At 52.5% G+C, this 20,261-nt stretch carries 16 protein-coding genes; 13 read left to right on the top strand and 3 right to left on the bottom strand.

The window, feature by feature from the left end; genetic code table 11:
• The first annotated feature begins 185 nt into the window (after window positions 1-185).
• The 10 genes from LG384_RS05745 (at window position 186) to ybaK (ending at window position 11,665) form a co-directional block, all read left to right on the top strand.
• Window positions 186-2,327 (top strand): TonB-dependent siderophore receptor, encoded by a 2,142-nt coding sequence (locus LG384_RS05745; RefSeq protein ID WP_225760596.1) that lies wholly within the window; start codon window positions 186-188, stop codon window positions 2,325-2,327.
• A 2-nt stretch (window positions 2,328-2,329) separates the two neighbouring features.
• The gene (locus LG384_RS05740; protein ID WP_045440690.1) at window positions 2,330-3,166 is read left to right on the top strand and encodes a hemin ABC transporter substrate-binding protein; all 837 of its coding nucleotides are present in this window, start codon (window positions 2,330-2,332) and stop codon (window positions 3,164-3,166) included.
• A gap of 6 nt (window positions 3,167-3,172) precedes the next feature.
• Window positions 3,173-4,510, top strand: a complete 1,338-nt coding sequence (gene hutW / locus LG384_RS05735) for a heme anaerobic degradation radical SAM methyltransferase ChuW/HutW (RefSeq protein WP_048221925.1) — start codon at window positions 3,173-3,175, stop codon at window positions 4,508-4,510.
• A 12-nt stretch (window positions 4,511-4,522) separates the two neighbouring features.
• Window positions 4,523-5,017: a heme utilization cystosolic carrier protein HutX gene (gene hutX, locus LG384_RS05730; protein WP_045440686.1), complete on the top strand. Its 495-nt coding sequence runs from the start codon at window positions 4,523-4,525 to the stop codon at window positions 5,015-5,017.
• Entirely contained in the window at window positions 5,017-5,640 is a 624-nt protein-coding gene (gene chuY / locus LG384_RS05725) for an anaerobilin reductase (RefSeq protein WP_225760595.1), read from the top strand. The genes hutX and chuY overlap by 1 nt, the downstream gene beginning before the upstream one ends.
• A 51-nt stretch (window positions 5,641-5,691) precedes the next feature.
• On the top strand, window positions 5,692-6,684 hold the full coding sequence (locus tag LG384_RS05720; protein ID WP_045440681.1) for an iron ABC transporter permease: 993 nt from the start codon (window positions 5,692-5,694) through the stop codon (window positions 6,682-6,684).
• Window positions 6,681-7,451, top strand: coding sequence for a heme ABC transporter ATP-binding protein (locus tag LG384_RS05715; RefSeq protein ID WP_045440679.1), 771 nt, complete (start codon window positions 6,681-6,683; stop codon window positions 7,449-7,451). The genes LG384_RS05720 and LG384_RS05715 overlap by 4 nt, the downstream gene beginning before the upstream one ends.
• Before the next feature lie 137 nt (window positions 7,452-7,588).
• Window positions 7,589-10,090, top strand: coding sequence for a copper-exporting P-type ATPase CopA (gene copA / locus LG384_RS05710; protein ID WP_225760594.1), 2,502 nt, complete (start codon window positions 7,589-7,591; stop codon window positions 10,088-10,090).
• 99 nt (window positions 10,091-10,189) lie between these two features.
• A complete protein-coding gene (locus LG384_RS05705; RefSeq protein WP_225760593.1) occupies window positions 10,190-10,984 on the top strand; it encodes a TraB/GumN family protein in 795 nt (264 codons plus the stop codon).
• Between the two features lie 201 nt (window positions 10,985-11,185).
• Window positions 11,186-11,665, top strand: a complete 480-nt coding sequence (gene ybaK, locus LG384_RS05700; protein WP_045440673.1) for a Cys-tRNA(Pro)/Cys-tRNA(Cys) deacylase YbaK — start codon at window positions 11,186-11,188, stop codon at window positions 11,663-11,665.
• 115 nt (window positions 11,666-11,780) lie between these two features.
• On the opposite strand, the gene ushA is transcribed toward ybaK, so the two are convergent.
• Window positions 11,781-13,433, bottom strand: a complete 1,653-nt coding sequence (gene ushA / locus LG384_RS05695; RefSeq protein WP_048221930.1) for a bifunctional UDP-sugar hydrolase/5'-nucleotidase UshA — start codon at window positions 13,431-13,433, stop codon at window positions 11,781-11,783.
• A 161-nt stretch (window positions 13,434-13,594) separates the two neighbouring features.
• Between ushA and LG384_RS05690 the strand changes: the two genes are divergently transcribed.
• Both LG384_RS05690 and ybaL read left to right on the top strand, forming a co-directional pair.
• Entirely contained in the window at window positions 13,595-14,815 is a 1,221-nt protein-coding gene (locus tag LG384_RS05690; RefSeq protein WP_045440668.1) for an MFS transporter, read from the top strand.
• Between the two features lie 226 nt (window positions 14,816-15,041).
• The gene (gene ybaL, locus LG384_RS05685; protein WP_045440666.1) at window positions 15,042-16,718 is read left to right on the top strand and encodes a YbaL family putative K(+) efflux transporter; all 1,677 of its coding nucleotides are present in this window, start codon (window positions 15,042-15,044) and stop codon (window positions 16,716-16,718) included.
• A gap of 64 nt (window positions 16,719-16,782) precedes the next feature.
• Here the strand turns inward: ybaL and LG384_RS05680 are convergent, their stop codons facing one another.
• Window positions 16,783-18,087 (bottom strand): inosine/guanosine kinase, encoded by a 1,305-nt coding sequence (locus LG384_RS05680; RefSeq protein ID WP_045440663.1) that lies wholly within the window; start codon window positions 18,085-18,087, stop codon window positions 16,783-16,785.
• 152 nt (window positions 18,088-18,239) lie between these two features.
• Here LG384_RS05680 and aes point away from each other — a divergent pair, with 152 nt between their 5' ends.
• Window positions 18,240-19,199 carry an acetyl esterase gene (gene aes, locus LG384_RS05675; protein WP_200012215.1) on the top strand — a complete coding sequence of 320 codons (960 nt, stop codon included), beginning with the start codon at window positions 18,240-18,242 and terminating at the stop codon, window positions 19,197-19,199.
• Here the strand turns inward: aes and hemH are convergent.
• Complete coding sequence (gene hemH / locus LG384_RS05670; RefSeq protein WP_045440655.1) at window positions 19,196-20,158, bottom strand: ferrochelatase; 963 nt, start codon at window positions 20,156-20,158, stop codon at window positions 19,196-19,198. The genes aes and hemH overlap by 4 nt on opposite strands.
• Window positions 20,159-20,261: the final 103 nt, after the last annotated feature.

Here is a 20,261-nt window from a genome sequence, read left to right as displayed (position 1 = left end):
AGCCAGCCTATTCACAAGGTTATGCGCCATCCCGATCACAATTCCACCCGCATCAACGATACAAAATTGATTCAAATCAAAAGATGCATTGGTTTTACACCTTTTGTATTGAACATCTGGATACAATTTTATATACAAACGCGAATGATAATGATGATCATTAACATTCAATAAAAGGTTCTCTTATGTTGCCACGGATTAGCCAAAGGCCGTTTATTCTTTCAGCTCTGACATTATGTGTTTCAGGGGCTGTTTCAGCATCGACAACTACGACCACACACACATCAGCCGACGACACGGTGATCGTCACGGCAAACCGTTCGGAAAGCAGTCTCTGGGAAAGCCCGGCGACGATTCAGGTTATTGACCGCCAGACGTTGCAAAACTCCACCAACGTTTCTATTGCCGACGATTTAAAGGATATACCCGGCGTTGAAGTCACTGATAACGCCCTTGCGGGACGAAAACAAATCCGCATCCGCGGTGAAGCCTCTTCACGCGTACTGATACTCATAGACGGTCAGGTCGTCAGTTACCAGCGCGCCGGTCAAAACTACGGCGCTGGCCTGCTTATTGACGAATCAGCCCTGGAACGTATCGAGGTTGTCAAAGGCCCCTACTCCGTACTCTATGGTTCGCAGGCTATTGGCGGGGTGGTGAACTTTATTACGAAAAAAGGCGGCGATAAGCCCCTTGCCGGGAGCATTAAAGCAGTCTACAACTCCGCGACGGCAGGATGGGAAGAATCGGCAGCCGCCTGGGGTAGCATTGAAAATTTTGATTACCGTATCAATGGTAGCTATTCCGATCAGGGCGATCGCGATACGCCTGACGGAAGGTTATCGAATACCAACTTCCGCAATAACGGCCAGGGCGTCTGGCTTGGCTATAACCTCGATCGCCATAAAATCGGTCTGTCACTCGACCGTTACAAACTGTCCACACAAACCTGGTTTAACGATCCGGAAGGTCAGTTCGACGACTTCAGCGTCAAAATACCTAAACTGGAACGCGAAAAAGTAGGTCTGTTCTATGACTACGCGGCAGACGGGGATTACCTGAAGAAAATCCATATTGACGCATACAATCAGACGATAGAGCGTAAGTTTGAGAACCGGGTCAAAACCACTCAGGTTATTCCCAGCCCATCGATCAAAGCGCTGACGGTGAATAATCAGACCAATACCAACGATAAACAATACACCCAGGGTGTCACGCTTCAGGGTAATTTCTCCCTTCCGGCGAACAATGAACTGGTCATTGGTACTCAGTATCAACACGACAAAGTGAAACAAGACACAGACGGAAATACGCGTCAGACGGCGGCGACCGGCTACTTTGATATACAAACCCGGACGCTATCTCATATTGAAGCCGAACAAAGCAACACCTCTCTGTTTGCACAAAACGACTGGCGTTTTGCCGATAACTGGACGTGGACCGTTGGTGCTCGCCAATACTGGCTCTCTTCAAAACTCAATCGTAACGATACGCAAACGACGCAAAGCAGCGGGACCACATGGCAATCAGCAGGAGGAAACTCAGTACATGACGATGAACTGGTCACCTCTACCAGCCTGCGTTATTCCGGCTTTAAAGATCTCGAGCTACGTGCAGCCTATGCGCAGGGTTATGTCTTCCCGACGCTCACTCAGCTGTTTATGCAGACATCTGCGGGTGGCAGCGTCACCTACGGTAATCCAGACCTGAAAGCGGAACACTCCAATAACTATGAGCTGGGAGCCCGTTATAAAGGGGGGATGTGGCTGATTGACGGCGCGATTTACTATTCAGAAGCCAAAGACTATATCGCCAGCCTGGCTTGTGCCGGCAACCCCGTGTGCAACGGCAATAGCAACTCTTCACGAGGAGGCTATTTCTACTACGACAACATCGATCGCGCCAAAACCTGGGGCATGGAGTTAAGCGCAGAGTACAACGGATGGGCAGTTTCCCCCTATCTGAGCGGCAACATTATTCGCCGCCAGTATGAAGGCGACACCATGAAAACCTGGGATACCGGCGAACCAACACTGACTGGACGCGTGGGTCTGAAACATACCTTGCTGCTGAATGCCGCTAACGTGACCTCAGATGTGTTTATCCGCGCGGCCTCCAGCGCCAAAGATAACACCGGAAGTACGGAAATAAATTATCCGGGCTGGGCAACGCTTAATCTCGCCTTCAATACCGAATTCGGTCCGCAGGATCAGTATCAGGTCAATCTGGCACTCAATAACCTGACCGATAAACGTTACAGAACCGCACATGAATCTATTCCGGAAGCGGGTTTCAATGCCGCGGTTGGCTTTGCGTGGAATTTCTGACAATGAAGAAACTCATTATTGGTTTACTGAGCCTCGCCTGCATCTTCAACGCGCAGTCCGCCGAACGTCTGGTGGCGGCGGGCGGATCGCTGACCGAACTGATCTACGCCATAGGTGCCGGGAACTACGTGGTTGGCGTCGATGAAACCACCTCTTATCCGCCAGAAACTGCAGCGCTTCCACATATCGGTTACTGGAAGCAACTGAGCAGCGAAGGCATTTTATCGCTGCATCCGGACAGCTTTATCACCTGGCAGGACGCTGGCCCACAGATCGTACTGGATCAACTGCGGGCACAAAAAGTGAATGTTGTCACCTTGCCGCGTGTACCGGCCACGGTTGAACAGATGTACGCCAATATCCATGAGCTGGCAAAAACACTGCGAATGCCTGAACAAGGCGATGCGTTGGTCAAGCGTATTCATCAGCGTCTGGATCGCGTTCAGCAGAGTGTGGCGGCAAAAAAAGCGCCGGTTAAAGTCATGTTTATCCTCTCCGCCGGTGGCAGCGCGCCACAGGTCGCCGGGAAAGGCAGCGTTGCCGATGCCATTTTGACGCTTGCCGGGGCACAGAATGTCGCCTCACATGCCCAGTATAAAAGCTACAGCGCAGAGTCGTTGATTGCCGCAAATCCGCAGGTCATCGTCGTGACGTCACAAATGGTGGATGGCGATCTTAATCGTCTCAGCGCTATTGCCGGTATTACCCGCACCGCCGCCTGGAAAAATCAGCGCATTGTGACGATAGACCAAGCGCTGATCCTGGGCATGGGTCCTCGCGTCGCTGACGCGGTTGAAGCGCTACACCAGCAATTCTGGCCACACGAAAGGGATTTATAAAGAAGTATGAAAACTCAAGACACGCTGGATCTCACCCCACATTTTGCTCTGGAGGGAAACCAACCATTTAAGGATCGCCGCGCCACGATGCCGTGGCGCGGGGCTATCCCTGTTGCAAAAGAGTTGTTGTCACAAACCTGGCAGAATGTCATCAGCCAGACCGTCCCTCCACGTAAACGACTGGTGTACCTGCATATCCCTTTTTGTGCAACACACTGTACTTTCTGCGGTTTTTATCAAAACCGGTTTGAAGAAGATCACTGCACTCGCTATACCAACGCACTATTGCGTGAAATAGAGATGGAGGCCGACAGCCCATTACACCAGTCAGCACCGATTCACGCCGTCTATTTTGGCGGCGGTACACCATCGGCGCTGTCGGCACGGGATCTGGCCAGAATCATCACTGCGCTGCGTGAAAAGCTACCTCTGGCTCCGGATTGTGAAATAACGATTGAAGGTCGGGTACTCAACTTTGACGATGCCCGAATCGATGCCTGCCTGGATGCCGGGGCTAATCGGTTTTCGATCGGTATTCAGTCTTTTAATAGTCGGATCCGCAAAAAAATGGCCCGAACCTCAGATGGCCCAACCGCCATTGCATTTATGCAAGGGCTGGTTCAGCGGGATCGTGCTGCCGTGGTATGCGATCTGCTGTTTGGTCTGCCGGGACAGGACGCAAAACTGTGGGGCGAAGATCTGGCAATCGCACGTGATATCGGTCTCGACGGTGTTGACCTCTATGCACTAAACCTCATTCCTAATACCCCTCTTGGCAAAGCGGTTGAAACCGGACGTACGACCGTGCCCTCCCCAGCCGAGCGCCGCGATCTCTATCTACAGGGCTGTGAATTTATGGATAACGCGGGCTGGCGCTGCATCAGCAACAGCCACTGGGCGCGTACAACGCGCGAGCGCAACCTGTACAACCTGCTGATTAAACAGGGGGCCGACTGCCTGGCGTTTGGCTCTGGCGCGGGGGGATCGGTTAATGGCTACTCCTGGATGGTCGAACGCAATCTGACCACCTGGCATGAATCCATTGCCGCCGGGAAAAAGCCGCTAATGATGATGATGCGTACCGCCGAGCGCGGTTTCCAGTGGCGACATACGCTACAGGCAGGCATTGAAACAGCCCGCGTCCCGCTGGATGAACTCACGCCTCATGCTCGGAAACTACTCCCCTTACTGAGCCAATGGCACCAGGCTGGCCTGACGCGCGATGCCAGCACCTGTCTGCGCCTGACCAATGAAGGACGCTTTTGGGCAAGCAATATTTTACAGTCCCTTGATGAGCTTATTCAGGAACTTAACGCACCGCGTATTGCGGTAGAGCAACCATAACAGGAGTGATTTATGAGCCATGTCTCTTTACAGGATTTTTTAAAAACTGAACCGGACGGTACGCTGGAAGCCATCGCCGCCCAGTACAACACCACGCTGCTGGAAGTAGTGAAAAACCTCCCTTCCCTGACGCTGGTTTCCGGCGATAAGTTTGATACCGTCTGGGAAACGGTCAGCGAGTGGGGAAAAGTCACAACCCTGGTCCATACTGCTGATGTCATTCTGGAATTCACTGGCGAACTGCCATCCGGATTTCACCGTCACGGCTACTTCAACCTGCGCGGGAAAAAAGGAATGACCGGTCATATCAAGGCAGAAAACTGCACGCATATTGCCCTGATTGAACGCAAATTTATGGGTATGGACACCGCGTCCATCCTCTTCTTTAACCAGGCGGGTAGCGCAATGTTCAAGATATTCCTCGGCAGGGATGAGCATCGCCAGCTACTGGCCGAACAGGTCAGCGCCTTTCACGCGCTGGCTTCAACGCTAAAGGAACTTGCCTGATGTCTCCATGGCTTATTTTCGGCGCGGGTGGTAACGGTGTCGGAGCAAAAACACTTGAACTGGCGCTGGCAGAACAACGCCCGGTGATTGCTGTTATTCGCAACGCACAGGTTGCTGCCGGATTACAGGAAAGAGGTGTGCAGGTTTTTATTGGCGATGCCTGCGATAGCCAGGTAGTCGCCTGCGCCTGCCGTGCTGCAGGTCCACATGCCACGCTGATCTCCTCAATGGGCGGCGCTCAGGATTATCTGGCGCACAGAACCGTGATTGATGAAGCCGAGAAAGCGGGCATCAAACGGATGATCCTCGTGACATCGCTGGGCTGCGGTGACAGTTGGCCTTTTTTATCCGCCCGGGCAAAGGCCGCCTTTGGTCAGGCTGTACGGGAAAAATCGCTGGCTGAAAGCTGGTTGCAAACCAGTCAACTGGACTACGCCATTCTCCGCCCTGGCGGACTGCTTAATGGTGAAGCAACAGGCAAGGCGCAGCGAATACAAGGCCAGGAGTGCCACGGGTTTGTAATGCGTGCGGATGTTGCCGCACATATTCGCGAACTGGCCAATGCGCCTGCACTTAACAATCAGATCTACAGTCTGGTTGAACCTGAATTGAAACCTGCGTAATCCCCTCGCGGCGCGGGAGCTCCGCGCCGCAAAGACGTTATGGAGTTTTGCGTGCTCAAGGACTCACTTTCGTCCGTCAGCATATTGACGGGCCTGTCACTATTATTGCTCGCGCTGATGCTTTTCGGTGCCAGCCAGGGAGCGCTGAACATTAGCTTCAGCGCTCTGTTCGATGAAGAATATCGTGATATCTGGTTAAATATTCGCCTGCCGCGCGTCTTACTGGCCGTCCTCGTTGGTGGTGCGCTGGCAACAGCAGGTGTCATCATGCAGGGACTTTTTCGCAATCCGATGGCCGACCCTGGTCTGCTGGGCGTCAGCAGTGGCTCTGCGCTGATGGTTGGCATCGCGATTGTGATTCCGTTTTCGTTCCCTGTTGTGCTGGTGCTGTATGAGCAGATGATTTTTGCCGTTGCAGGCAGCATGGTGGTTTGCACGATAATTTTCCTGATAAGCCAGCGCCACCACCACGGCGGTATGATGCAACTGCTGTTAGCCGGGATCGCCATCAATGCCCTGTGCGGCGCAGCAATCGGCGTGCTGAGTTACATTGGCGATGAACAGCAGTTACGCCAGCTGACACTGTGGATGATGGGTAATCTCGGGCAGGCGCAGTGGCCAACGCTGCTGGTAGCCAGCTCCTTTGTACTTCCTGCCGTTGCGGTAACCGCCTGTCTCGCCGGAACGCTAAATTTGCTGCAGTTAGGTGATGAAGAGGCACACTACCTGGGAGTGAACGTAAAACGTAAACGGCAACAGCTGCTGTTGCTAAGCTCACTGCTGGTGGGCGCAGCCGTTTCGGTGAGCGGAGTGATTGGCTTTATTGGTCTGGTGATTCCACATCTGATCAGAATGACCACTGGTGCCGATCATCGCTGGCTTATTCCCTGCTCCACACTGGCAGGCGCATGTTTATTACTGGTTGCCGACACCCTGGCCCGTACATTGGTGCAGCCAGCAGAAATGCCCGTCGGTTTGTTGACCAGCCTGATTGGCGGGCCATATTTTCTGTGGCTGATACTGCGCAGCCGGAGGGTGTCATGATTATCGCCGAGAATCTGGTTTACAGCATTCATGGGCGTCGACTCACTGATAACGTCTCTCTGACGCTACCAGGCGGCGAAATCATCGCCATACTTGGTCCCAATGGAGCAGGGAAATCAACGTTGTTGCGTCAGCTCACGGGTTATCTGAAGCCACAAAGTGGACGCTGCTCGCTGCTCGGCAAACCGCTGAATGAATGGTCAATAACCGAGCTGGCAAAAACTCGCGCGGTGATGCGCCAGAACAGCCATATGGCGTTCCCGTTTAGCGTTCAGGAAGTCATTCGTATGGGCAGACATCCGTATCGCACGCGCAACACGGGTGATGAAACTGACCATATCATGAACTTATGTGATTGCCAGAACCTGGCTACACGCGATTATCGACACTTGTCGGGAGGAGAGCAGCAGCGAGTACAGTTAGCGCGTCTGCTGGTACAGCTTTGGGAGCCGGAACCTGCACCAAAGTGGCTGTTTCTGGATGAACCTACTTCCGCACTGGATATTCACCACCAGCAGCACCTTTTTCGTTTACTGCGGCATCTGGTACGTGAACGGCAGTTTAATGTCTGCTGCGTACTGCATGATCTCAATCTTGCTGCACGCTATGCCGACCGTGTCGTGCTGATGGAACACGGCAAGATAGTCGATAACGGTAGCCCGCAGGAGGTACTGAAACAGCAGCCGTTGAATGCGCTTTACGGCGCCGATCTCACGGTGATAAATGAACCGGCAAATCAAACGCCACTCATCGTCCTCAATCAATAACTTACCGGGAACGCCGGTCGCTGCGTTCCCGACTTTCTGCCTTTTTTCATCTTTTCTAAAAACTCCCTTGACCTTCCCCTTGCTGGAAGGTTTAACCTTTATCACAGTCAGTTAATCCCGTAAGAAAGGAGTTTGTTATGTCTCAAACGATCGACCTGACCCTGGACGGTTTGTCCTGTGGTCATTGCGTTAAACGCGTAAAAGAAAGCCTGGAGCAACGTCCGGACGTTGAGCAAGCGGATGTCACCGTGGCTGAAGCGCACGTCACTGGTAGCGCCAGCGCTGAAGCACTGATTGAAACCATCAAGCAAGCCGGTTATGGCGCAGAGTTAAGCCACCCAAAGGCTAAACCGCTGGCGGAGTCATCAATCCCGTCGGAAGCGCTGGCAGCGGTCCCTCCTGAGCTTCCGGCAGCTACGGCTGAAGATGACAGCCAACAGTTGCTGTTAAGCGGCATGAGCTGCGCCAGCTGTGTCTCTCGTGTACAAAATGCGTTACAAAACGTACCGGGCGTCACGCAGGCACGGGTGAACCTGGCGGAACGTACTGCGCTGGTCATGGGCAGTGCGTCCGCCGAACAATTAGTTCAGGCCGTGGAAAAAGCGGGCTACGGCGCAGAAGCCATTGAAGATGATGTTAAACGTCGTGAGCGCCAGCAGGAAACAGCCGTTGCCACTATGAAACGCTTTCGCTGGCAGGCTGCGGTCGCACTACTGCTGGGCATACCTGTCATGGTATGGGGAATGATTGGCGATAACATGATGGTCACCGCCGACAACCGCAGCCTGTGGTTGGTAATTGGCCTCGCCACGCTCGCCGTAATGGTATTTGCAGGCGGCCATTTTTACCGCAGCGCGTGGAAAAGCCTGATGAACGGCACCGCGACAATGGATACGCTGGTGGCGCTGGGTACAGGTGTGGCATGGCTCTATTCCATGAGCGTTAACCTCTGGCCACAATGGTTCCCGATGGAAGCGCGACACCTCTATTATGAAGCCAGTGCGATGATTATTGGTCTGATTAACCTCGGACATATGCTGGAAGCGCGCGCTCGTCAGCGCTCCTCTAAAGCACTGGAAAAACTGCTCGACCTCACCCCACCAACAGCACGCGTGGTCACTGAGAAAGGTGAAAAAAGTATCCCTCTGGCAGATGTTCAAACAGGAATGCTATTGCGCCTGACCACTGGCGACCGTGTTCCGGTAGATGGCGAAATCACCCAGGGTGAAGCCTGGATGGATGAAGCCATGCTGACCGGTGAGCCGATCCCGCAACAAAAAGGAGAAGGCGACAGTGTCCACGCGGGTACCGTGGTTCAGGATGGCAGTGTACTGTTCCGCGCCAGTGCCGTTGGCAGCCACACCACACTGTCACGCATTATTCGCATGGTGCGTCAGGCACAAAGCAGTAAGCCAGAAATTGGCAAACTTGCCGACAGAATCTCCTCCGTATTTGTGCCGGTTGTGGTGGTCATCGCACTGGTAAGTGCCGCTATATGGTACTTCTTCGGTCCGGCGCCGCAGATTGTATATACGCTGGTCATTGCCACCACCGTACTGATTATCGCCTGCCCTTGCGCGCTGGGCCTGGCAACGCCGATGTCAATTATTTCGGGTGTCGGTCGTGCCGCAGAGTTTGGCGTCCTGGTACGTGATGCCGATGCACTACAACGTGCCAGCACACTTGATACCGTCGTGTTTGATAAGACCGGGACGCTGACCGAAGGTAAACCGCAGGTTGTTGCCATCAAAACGTTCGGTGATATCGATGAAGCTCAGGTGATACGTCTGGCAGCGGCCCTTGAACAAGGTTCCAGCCACCCGCTGGCCCGCGCAATTCTGGACAAAGCCGGTGATGCCGTGCTGCCACAGGTGAATGGCTTCAGAACGCTGCGCGGATTAGGGGTCAGCGGCGAAGCGGAAGGTCATTCACTACTTCTGGGGAACCAGGCCCTGCTCAATGAACAACAGGTCGTCACCATAGCAATGGACGCCGAAATCACAGCACAGGCCTCTCAGGGTTCAACCCCTGTGCTGTTGGCCATTGACGGGAAAGCAGCAGCTCTGCTGGCAGTACGTGACCCACTGCGCAGTGACAGCGTGGCGGCACTTCAGCGTCTGCACCGCGCTGGGTATCGTCTGGTAATGCTCACAGGGGATAACCCGACCACCGCCAACGCCATTGCTAAAGAAGCGGGTATTGATGAAGTGATTGCGGGCGTCCTGCCTGACGGCAAAGCCGATGCGATTAAACGCCTGCAAAGCCAGGGGCGTCAGGTTGCCATGGTTGGTGACGGTATTAACGATGCACCCGCACTGGCCCAGGCCGATGTGGGGATTGCGATGGGTGGCGGTAGCGATGTCGCCATTGAAACCGCAGCAATTACGCTAATGCGCCATAGTCTGATGGGCGTTGCGGATGCGCTGTCAATCTCGCGGGCGACGCTGCGTAACATGAAACAAAACCTGCTCGGCGCATTTATCTACAACAGCATCGGCATCCCCGTTGCCGCCGGGATCTTGTGGCCCTTCACCGGAACCTTGCTTAATCCTGTGGTTGCCGGTGCTGCGATGGCGCTCTCTTCGATTACCGTAGTGAGCAACGCTAACCGATTACTGCGCTTTAAACCCAAAGAGTAATCGCCTTGCCGGATACCATTAGCAACACGTATCCGGCATTTCACTCATTGCACCTTCCATGACCACGCGCTAGCATGAGATTTTTCAACGGGAGGTCGTATGGATCTGTTATACCGGGTAAAAGCATTATGGTCTGCACTACGCGGCAACCATTATACCTGGCCTGCCATTGACATCTCTTTGCCCGGCAATCGCCATTTTCATCTCGTGGGTAGTATCCATATGGGCACCCGCGATATGGCCCCACTCCCGGCAAAACTGCTCAAAAAACTTCGGCAAGCAGATGCCTTGATCGTTGAAGCCGACGTTTCCGGCAACGATTCCCCTTTTAGCGATCTCCCCTCCTTTGCGCCGCTTGACGAGCGGATAAGTGAAGATCAACGTCAGCAACTGCATAAAATTACCGATGAACTGGGTATTTCCCCTTCCCTCTTTTCGACTCAACCGTTATGGCAAATCGCTATGGTGCTACAGGCAACACAAGCGCAACAGTTGGGGCTACGAGCAGAATACGGAATTGATTACCAGTTGCTAAAGGCGGCAAAACGGGAGCAGAGGCCAATCGTTGAGCTGGAAGGCGCATCCAGCCAAATCGAGCTGTTGTGTCAGTTACCGGATAATGGTCTGGCTTTACTGGACGACACCCTGACACACTGGCATACCAACGCCAGACTGCTGCAACAGATGATGGGGTGGTGGCTAAAAACGCCACCGGAGAATAGCGATCTTAAGCTACCCAATACCTTCAGCCAGTCGTTGTATGACGTACTGATGCACCAGCGAAATGAAGCCTGGCGGGATCGACTCTGTGCAATGCCAGCTGGCCGCTATGTGGTGGCTGTGGGCGCGCTTCATCTATATGGAGAAGGAAATTTGCCGGAGATGTTGCGATAAAAAAATGGCCAATATTTCTATTGGCCCGTCAAAGAGGAATTTCATCGTTATTATTATGCCGATGCTTAATGCATCGATCCAGGTTGATTGTCGCTCAAAGTCAGCATCCTGCCAATACTATTGCGCAAGATGGTACTATTTTTTACACCATCATCAGGCGTATGCTTAAAGCGTATTTAGTGTTAGTCAGGAATAATTGCTATGACACCCGCCGTTAAATTACTCGAAAAAAACAAGATTTCTTTTCAGATCCACGCCTACGATCACGATCCGTCGGAGACAAACTTTGGCGACGAAGTGGTACGTAAATTAGGTCTGAATGCAGATCAGGTCTACAAGACATTGCTGGTTGCTATGAATGGCGATATGAAACAGCTGGCGGTCGCCGTCACGCCGGTCGCCGGACAATTGGATCTGAAAAAAGTCGCGAAAGCGTTAGGGGCTAAAAAAGTCGATATGGCCGACCCCATGGTCGCACAGCGCGTTACCGGCTATCTGGTTGGCGGCATTAGTCCGCTGGGACAGAAAAAACGCCTGCCTACGGTGATCGATGCACCAGCCCAAACCTTTGACTCCATTTATGTCTCCGGTGGTAAACGCGGGCTGGACATCGAACTGGCCGCAAGCGATCTGGCAAAAATTCTGGATGCTAAATTCGCTGATATCGCACGTCGTGACTAACTCTCTTTTGCCCGGTAACGCAACGTTTACCGGGCCTGCTACTGATACAGGGCGCAACTCTGCACATTCTGTCCGAGCAGTGCCCGGGTTCAAAATGGCGAACAAAATAGCCCTGTTACTGCCAGCTCACTTCACCTTTCGGTTCATACGCGCTGGCATCCAGCGGTGAATTCTTCTGTACGAACTCTTTCAGCACTTCCGCATCGATAAACCCGGTATTCACGTATCCCGGTTTGTTATCAATTCGCGGATACCCATCTCCCCCCGTGGCGTTGAAGCTTAGCGTTGCCATGCGATAGGTTTTTGCAGGATCAACAGGTTCGCCCTTGATCTGCAAATCATTCAGCTTGCCGTCTTTCGCCACAAAGCTGACGTTAGCAAACTGAGGATAAGCACCGGAGTCAGGCTTCATTTGCGCTACCGCGGTCAGATAGTCAATGGCCTCTTTACCGCTCATATCGGCATACACCACTATGTTGCCAAACGGTTGTACCTTCAGCACGCTCTTATAAGTAATATCACCGCCTTCAATGGAGTCACGAATTCCCCCCCCGCTCATCACACCAAAATCAGCGCTGGTACGCGCCATTTGTGCGGCCAGAAGCAAACGCCCCATATTGGTCTGCACAAACCGCACTTTGCTACGGTCACCTTCGAGACGCGCATTTACGCTACCAATTTTAACTTCCAGTTGCGCTTTGCCTTTATTCTGGAAAGGCGTCAGCAGAGAGAGCATCTGCTGATTTTCAACGATTTCCGGGGTGTAAAGTACGCGCTCACTTTTACCGTTATCCCAGGTGACTTTTTTCTTCAGGTTTACCGGAATAAGTTGGTAGTTCACCATTTTCATTTCGCCGTTACGGAATTCAAAGTCTGCACGACCAACATATTTCCCCCACTCATGCGCCTGTACAATCCAGATACCATTTTGCTTGTCTGGCGCACATGGTGTTCCCGGCACGTAATCAACCTGCTTTTTATTCTCCGACGCCATACACACTGGATCCTGTGAGTGACCACCCACAATCATCGCCAGCGCTCCCGCAGGCAGGCTGCGCGCCATTTCCACATCACCTGGAGCGTTTGAACCATGGTTGCCGTTGTCATAATGCCCCATATGTGTGGTAGCAATAATGACATCTGGCTTTTCACCCATATTGAGTTCTTGGATCACCAGTTTGGCTTCGTCCGCAGGCTTACGAAACTCAATATCGGTGAAAAATTCCGGGTTACCAATTTTCGCCGTATCGTCAGTAGTCAGACCAATAACGGCAATTTTTAAATCCTGACGCTTAAAGATGGCCCACGGCTTGAATAAACGCTCACCGGTACTTTTCTGGTAAATATTGGCAGAAAGAAACGGGAATTTTGACCATTTTTCCTGCTGTCGCAATACGGTCAATGGATTATCAAATTCGTGGTTTCCCACCGCCATTGCGTCATAACCAATCAGGTTCATACCACGAAAATCAGGCTCCGCATCCTGGAGATCAGACTCCGGTACGCCGGTATTTATATCGCCGCCGGATAACAGCAGTACGCTACCGCCTTCTGCAGCAACCTCATTACGAATGCCATCCACCAGCGTTTTTTGCGCTGAAAGTCCGTATTCACCATATTCGCTGCGCCAGAAATGGCCGTGGTGATCGTTGGTATGCAGAATAGTAATTTTGTAGGTTTTATCTTTTTCGTAAGCCTGAGCAGGCTGACCTGCCACCGCAAATGCGGCCAATAACGCCAGCGCCACGCCCCGTTGCAAAAATTTCATGTTTCTCTCCCTGACTCAATATCAACCGCTGAAATTACAATGATATGAAATAATAGCCGAAAATGTTTTCAGAAATGAGACTTCCTTCAAACACCAACCGCAGGTATGTTAGTCGGATAATAATTTCATCTGCACCCTCTAATAATCATTGAAGTGAACCTATGGCAACGAATCAAACCGCTCAACCGATCCCCGGCTCCGCTGCGCCGTCGCAAAAAGCACGCACCTCATTTGGCATTTTAGGTGCCATCAGCCTCTCCCACCTGCTTAACGATATGATTCAGTCGCTGATCCTGGCGATTTACCCGCTGTTGCAGTCAGAGTTCTCGCTGACGTTTATGCAGATCGGGATGATTACTCTGACCTTCCAGCTGGCCTCCTCTCTGCTTCAGCCTGTTGTCGGCTACTGGACGGATAAATACCCGATGCCGTGGTCGCTCCCCATTGGAATGTGCTTCACACTCAGCGGGCTCGTCTTACTGGCCATGGCGGGCAGTTTCCACATGGTGTTGCTTGCCGCAGCGCTGGTCGGTACCGGTTCATCGGTATTTCACCCAGAATCGTCCCGTGTGGCGCGTATGGCCTCCGGTGGTCGCCATGGACTTGCTCAGTCGATCTTCCAGGTCGGGGGCAACTTCGGGAGCTCTCTGGGGCCCTTACTGGCGGCTGTCATCATCGCGCCATATGGAAAAGGTAATGTGGCGTGGTTTGTTCTGGCGGCATTATTAGCGATTGTGGTACTGGCGCAAATCAGCCGCTGGTATGCAGCACAGCATCGAATGAGTAAAGGTAAGCCGAAAGTCGCTATTGTGAATCCACTACCACGTAATAAGGTGGTGTTGGCCGTTGGCATTCTGTTGGTGCTGATTTTCTCCAAATACTTCTATATGGCGAGCATCAGCAGCTATTACACCTTTTATCTGATGCAAAAATTCGGATTATCGGTACAAAATGCCCAGTTTCACCTGTTTGCTTTCCTGTTTGCCGTTGCGGCCGGAACGGTTATTGGTGGACCATTAGGCGATAAGATTGGCAGAAAATATGTTATTTGGGGCTCTATCCTTGGTGTAGCGCCATTTACCCTCGTTTTACCCTATGCAACGCTCCACTGGACCGGGATTTTAACCGTGATTATTGGTTTTATCCTCGCATCGGCCTTTTCGGCCATTCTGGTCTATGCGCAGGAGCTACTTCCAGGGCGTATCGGCATGGTTTCTGGGCTATTCTTCGGATTTGCCTTTGGCATGGGGGGCCTCGGCGCTGCGGTGTTGGGGCTGGTTGCCGACCATACCAGTATCGATTTGGTCTATAAAATATGTGCTTTCCTTCCACTTCTTGGGATACTGACCATATTCTTACCTGATAACCGACATAAAGCTTGATTTTCCTGCGGCCAAAAGTACTTTTTGGCCGCTCACACTTACAGAGACCATCAGCCTTTACCCCGAATATACCCCTCAGCTTTTCCGATCCGTGCTTTTTTATGTCTAAAATCCTGTTTTCATCAAAATTCAATAATTATTCATAAACATAATCATCAAAATTGTCATAAACTATTACCCGGAGTTAGTTTTTTTCAGGATCAACACAGCAATCAAAGGAGACGGAATGCATCACGCCACCCCGCTTATCACCACCATTGTTGGCGGCCTTGTGCTCGCTTTTATATTCGGCATGCTTGCCAATAAACTGCGTATTTCTCCTCTGGTGGGATATCTGTTAGCGGGCGTTCTGGCCGGTCCATTTACACCTGGTTTTGTTGCTGATACCAAGCTTGCGCCGGAGCTGGCGGAACTTGGCGTTATTTTGCTGATGTTTGGCGTCGGGCTGCACTTTTCTTTGAAGGATTTGATGGCGGTAAAGTCCATCGCCATTCCCGGCGCGATCGCCCAGATAGCCGTGGCGACGCTGCTGGGTATGGCGCTTTCAGCTGTGCTGGGCTGGTCGCTGATGGTCGGTATCGTCTTTGGACTGTGTCTTTCAACCGCCAGTACCGTGGTGCTACTGCGTGCTCTTGAAGAACGACAACTGATTGACAGCCAGCGCGGGCAAATCGCCATCGGCTGGCTTATTGTAGAAGATCTGATGATGGTTCTGACGCTGGTTCTCCTGCCAGCCGTCGCCGGAATGCTGGAAAAAGACAATGTCGGCTTTGCTTCGCTGGCCGTAGATATGGGCATCACCATCGGCAAAGTAGTGGCGTTTATCGCGATTATGATGCTGGTTGGCCGTCGCCTGGTGCCGTGGATTATGGCCCGCAGTGCCGCAACAGGCTCACGTGAGCTGTTCACCTTATCAGTACTGGCTCTCGCCCTGGGTATCGCTTTTGGTGCCGTGGAGCTGTTTGATGTCTCCTTTGCGCTTGGTGCGTTCTTCGCCGGGATGGTATTGAACGAATCTGAATTGAGCCACCGTGCGGCGCACGACACCCTGCCGCTGCGCGATGCATTTGCTGTGCTGTTCTTTGTTTCCGTCGGGATGCTGTTTGACCCATTAGTTCTGATCCAACAGCCGCTGGCGGTACTGGGTACCCTGGCCATTATCATATTTGGTAAATCGGTTGCCGCATACTTCCTGGTACGCCTGTTTGGTCACTCACAGCGCACGGCATTAACCATTGCCACCAGCCTGGCGCAAATTGGTGAATTCGCCTTTATCCTGGCAGGGCTGGGAATGGCGCTTAACCTGTTGCCGCAGGCCGGACAAAACCTGGTGTTGGCCGGGGCGATCCTCTCCATTATGCTCAACCCGGTACTGTTCGCCGTGCTGGAAAAATACCTCGCAAAAACCGAAACGCTGGAAGAGCAGACACTCGAAGAAGCTATCGAAGAAGAGAAACAAATCCCGGTCGACATCTGTAATCATGCCCTGCTGGTTGGTTATGGCCGCGTCGGCAGTCTGTTGGGTGACAAATTGATGGCAGCGGGTATTCCTCTGGTAGTTATCGAAACCTCTCGTACCCGCGTGGATGAACTTCGTGCACGAGGGATCCGCGCCGTTCTCGGAAATGCTGCTAACGAAGAGATTATGAATCTGGCACACCTGGATTGTGCTCGCTGGCTGTTGCTGACGATCCCGAATGGTTATGAAGCGGGTGAAATTGTCGCTTCATCGCGTGAGAAATGCCCGACGATTGAGATTATCGCCCGCGCACATTATGACGATGAAGTAGAGTACATCACCGAGCGCGGAGCCAATCAGGTAGTGATGGGCGAGCGTGAAATTGCACGTACGATGCTCGAACTGATCGAAACGCCGCCTGCCGGTGAAATGGTCACGGGTTAATGCTCCGGATGTCAGTCAGTTAAACACGCAGGCCCGGTAAACTCAACGCTACCGGGCCCTTCGATTAACGATCCCAGTAAGACTCTTCGAGGCTGTCTTCACGTTCAGGCAGACCCCGCGTCAGGCGCGGAGAATGCTGATTCAGCACCTGATAACTCACGCGATTAGCATATTTACATACCTGAGCTAACGATGAATAAGTCAGCCAGGTGTATTTGTGTTTACTCGAGTTCGGTACATTGCTGCGGTGGTAGCTGTTGGCGGTAATATCATGCAGCAATGCCGCCAATGCACCATCACCAGCCCCGTTGGTGTTCATAATTTTTTCCGGCCCGCCCATGTACGGCGCAATGTGCGAATAAACGCGCAGCGGATTCGTACAATCTTTATAGCGCATCGCGCGGCTGAACTCGTACTGATTGAATTCGGCAATGGCCCCCGGCAGCAGCGGATGCTGAGTTTTGCGTTTGACCTCATCTTCCGTGAAGCCGGCCATATACAGCCCCACAGGTCCCGCAGTACACAGCACCAGATCCACCCAGTCCAGCGCCTTGTCAGAAGCCAGTAGCGGATCATTTTCACCGGTCAGCGCCTCAGCCTCTTCTTCATTCATAGCCAGAATTGAGACATTCTCTTTCAGGAATTCCTGCCACCATTGCGGGTTATCAGCAATAACGAATTTCGTTCCCAGGGTCAGTACCACCGGAACATTGTGCTTTTTAGCAAACTCAATCGCCTTCATGGTTGCTTCCGGCATCGGCTCACCCGGCTCACAGCGCACCAGATACGATGTCAGCACCAGCGCAGAAGCACCGGCAATCACTGATTCAGGAATGCTATCCGCACGCAGCTTATTCATATGCCCGGGGCTTATTGCAAAGGTACGCTCACCGGATTCGCCAATCAGAGTGAAGCAGCGACCGATAGGGCCATCAACACCCTGGAGGTAGTTCAAATCTGTGCGGCTGGAGGTATTGCATAAATAGCGATACGCGTAGCTGCCAATTTCGATATTGCTGCACATGACGCCCAGCAGTACTGAGCGATCATCCGCCAGCACCGAGTAGTTGTGCATAGTGTTGCCGATGGTTCCACCTGCAAACTGATGGGTGATCAAATTTTCACGTACCAGCTCCTGGTAGAGCGCTTCTGCGACATCATCACCAATCACCAGAGAATGCCCGGCGCTTAATCCATAACGTTTCACAAAGTCGTCATCAACTCTGGCTTCAATATCCACCAGCGTTTGATCAATACCGACCACCCAGGCTGCGCTGGTCTCGTTTTCAGTTTGAATTTGTTGCAGCAACGGATCGCGCGCGTTGACAGGAAAATAGTGTTTGGATTTACGTTTACCGGGAAATTTCATGGTCGATTTTACGGGTGGTTAACTAAGCGGTGCATGGTAGCACATTCCTGACTGCGCATGCGATGAGGCATAAGTTTCAATATCAGACGGTGAGATCTCAGTTTATCCGGCATCAGTTTCTACAATAAATCACCCTTCACAAGGAGCGTTTTATGAAGCCAGATAACAAGATCCCCGTACTTGACAGAATTTCAGACGAAATGAAAGCCGTGGTGAATTTTCATCGTGATGATCTGCCGCCGTGGCCCGCCGCCGATGATTTTGTGGCCCAACGTCAGCATTATATCCATGAACGGCAGTTCTGGAATGCCGATGGTCCACAAATGAGTACCAGAGAGTGTGTCATTTCTACCGCACAAAGCCCCGTTACCACACGCATCTATTCGCCGCAGTCCTATAGCAAGGCCACGCTGTACTACCTGCATGGCGGGGGTTTTATACTTGGCAATCTCGACACACACGATCGCATTATGCGTCTGCTGGCGCACTACACCCAGTGTACCGTGATTGGTATCGACTATTCGCTGTCACCGGAGGCTCGCTTCCCGCAGGCCATCGAAGAAATTGTCGCCGTGTGTCAGTACTTCCATCTTCACGCCCGTGAGTACTCACTTAATGTGAGTAACATCGGTTTTGCTGGTGATTCTGCCGGCGCAATGCTGGCGCTCGCCAGTGCACTATGGTTGCGTGATAAGCAGATAGAATGTGGCAAGGTGACAGGCGTGCTGCTGTGGTACGGGCTTTACGGTTTACGCGATTCACTTAGCCGCCGGCTGATGGGGGGAGAGTGGGATGGCTTAACTCATCAGGATCTGGAGATGTACGAGAACGCGTATCTGCGTAGCACTGAAGATCGTGAATCACCCTATTATTGCCTGTTTAACAATGACCTGACGCGCGACGTGCCGCCATGTTTTATCGCAGGTGCGGAGTTCGATCCGCTGATCGACGACAGTCGGTTACTCTATCAGACGCTACAGGCGCACCAGCAGCCTTGTCAGTACAAAATGTACCCCGGCATGCTGCACGCCTTCCTGCACTATTCGCGGATGATGAAAACCGCCGACGATGCCCTGCAGGATGGCGCGCATTTCTTTAGGGCGCAGCTTTAGCGGTACGCTTCAGTCAGTTTCAGCATCATCTCGATATGTTCCGGTGCGGCATTCAACGCCGGAATATACTCATATTTCTTACCACCTGCCTCGAGGAATATTTCCCGGTTTTGCACCGCGATCTCCTCCAGCGTTTCGAGACAATCTGCCGCAAATCCCGGACACATAACCTGGATATGACCGGTACCTTTCTCCGCCAGCATTTTTAGCGTTTCGTCGGTGTAGGGCGTCAGCCACGGCTCCCGGCCAAAACGGGACTGGAAAGTCATCATCACTTTTTCCGGCGCCATACCGAGGGCCGACACCAGCTCACGCGTGGTGTCGCGACAGCGTTGCGGATAATCATCACCTTCATCGGCGTAACGTTGCGGAATACCGTGGTATGAAAGCAGCAGCAAATCGGGTTCGCCATGTCGTGCAAACGAGTCGCGGGCACTTTTAGCCAGCGCATCAATATAGGCGCTGTCATCGGCATAATCGCGAATAAAGGAGATACCGGGAATGCCCCGCTTACGCGCTAAAATTCGCGCCAGTTCGTCCCACACCGCCGCCACCGTAGAGCAGGAATATTGCGGGTAAAGCGTTAAAACTACGATGTGCTCGACCCCATTCGCCAGCAGTTCATCTACTGCACTTTCCAGCGAGGGGGAACCGTAGCTCATACCCAGGGCAACGGGGGTATCCGGCAACTGTGCAGCCAGAGCCTGCTGCTGCGCCCTGCTGTATACCATCAACGGCGAGCCATCTTCCATCCAGATGGACTGGTACAACTTTGCCACGCGCGGCGCGCGCAGCGGCAGGATCACACCGCGCAACAATGGCCACCATAACAGGCGGGAAGTATCGACCACGCGTTTATCGCTTAAAAACTGACGCAGATAGCGTTTAACGGCTTCGGGGGTTGGGGCATCGGGGGTGCCAAGATTAGCCAGCAGGATACCGGTTTTCGTCTGACGCATTACCGCCTCTTATCGGTTCAAATTGTTGATAATTGTAGCGGAAAAGCGAGGAAGAAGAACTAATTGCTGTAAGAGGTAAAATAAGAATATGCCTGATGGCGCT

The sequence above is a fragment of the Citrobacter sp. Marseille-Q3906 genome (assembly GCF_916618775.1).
GTDB lineage: Bacteria > Pseudomonadota > Gammaproteobacteria > Enterobacterales > Enterobacteriaceae > Citrobacter > Citrobacter murliniae.
This window is presented reverse-complemented; position numbering and strand designations above follow the sequence as displayed.

Excerpts from the sequence above, each read along its gene's own strand:
- ybaL (WP_045440666.1), top strand. The coding sequence starts at position 15,042 with ATGCATCACGCCACCCCGCTTATCACCACCATTGTTGGCGGCCTTGTG.
- LG384_RS05715 (WP_045440679.1), top strand. The coding sequence starts at position 6,681 with ATGATTATCGCCGAGAATCTGGTTTACAGCATTCATGGGCGTCGACTC.
- chuY (WP_225760595.1), top strand. The coding sequence starts at position 5,017 with ATGTCTCCATGGCTTATTTTCGGCGCGGGTGGTAACGGTGTCGGAGCA.
- ushA (WP_048221930.1), bottom strand. The coding sequence starts at position 13,433 with ATGAAATTTTTGCAACGGGGCGTGGCGCTGGCGTTATTGGCCGCATTT.
- aes (WP_200012215.1), top strand. The coding sequence starts at position 18,240 with ATGAAGCCAGATAACAAGATCCCCGTACTTGACAGAATTTCAGACGAA.
- ybaK (WP_045440673.1), top strand. The coding sequence starts at position 11,186 with ATGACACCCGCCGTTAAATTACTCGAAAAAAACAAGATTTCTTTTCAG.
- copA (WP_225760594.1), top strand. The coding sequence starts at position 7,589 with ATGTCTCAAACGATCGACCTGACCCTGGACGGTTTGTCCTGTGGTCAT.
- LG384_RS05690 (WP_045440668.1), top strand. The coding sequence starts at position 13,595 with ATGGCAACGAATCAAACCGCTCAACCGATCCCCGGCTCCGCTGCGCCG.
- LG384_RS05745 (WP_225760596.1), top strand. The coding sequence starts at position 186 with ATGTTGCCACGGATTAGCCAAAGGCCGTTTATTCTTTCAGCTCTGACA.
- hutX (WP_045440686.1), top strand. The coding sequence starts at position 4,523 with ATGAGCCATGTCTCTTTACAGGATTTTTTAAAAACTGAACCGGACGGT.
- hemH (WP_045440655.1), bottom strand. The coding sequence starts at position 20,158 with ATGCGTCAGACGAAAACCGGTATCCTGCTGGCTAATCTTGGCACCCCC.
- LG384_RS05705 (WP_225760593.1), top strand. The coding sequence starts at position 10,190 with ATGGATCTGTTATACCGGGTAAAAGCATTATGGTCTGCACTACGCGGC.
- LG384_RS05680 (WP_045440663.1), bottom strand. The coding sequence starts at position 18,087 with ATGAAATTTCCCGGTAAACGTAAATCCAAACACTATTTTCCTGTCAAC.
- hutW (WP_048221925.1), top strand. The coding sequence starts at position 3,173 with ATGAAAACTCAAGACACGCTGGATCTCACCCCACATTTTGCTCTGGAG.
- LG384_RS05740 (WP_045440690.1), top strand. The coding sequence starts at position 2,330 with ATGAAGAAACTCATTATTGGTTTACTGAGCCTCGCCTGCATCTTCAAC.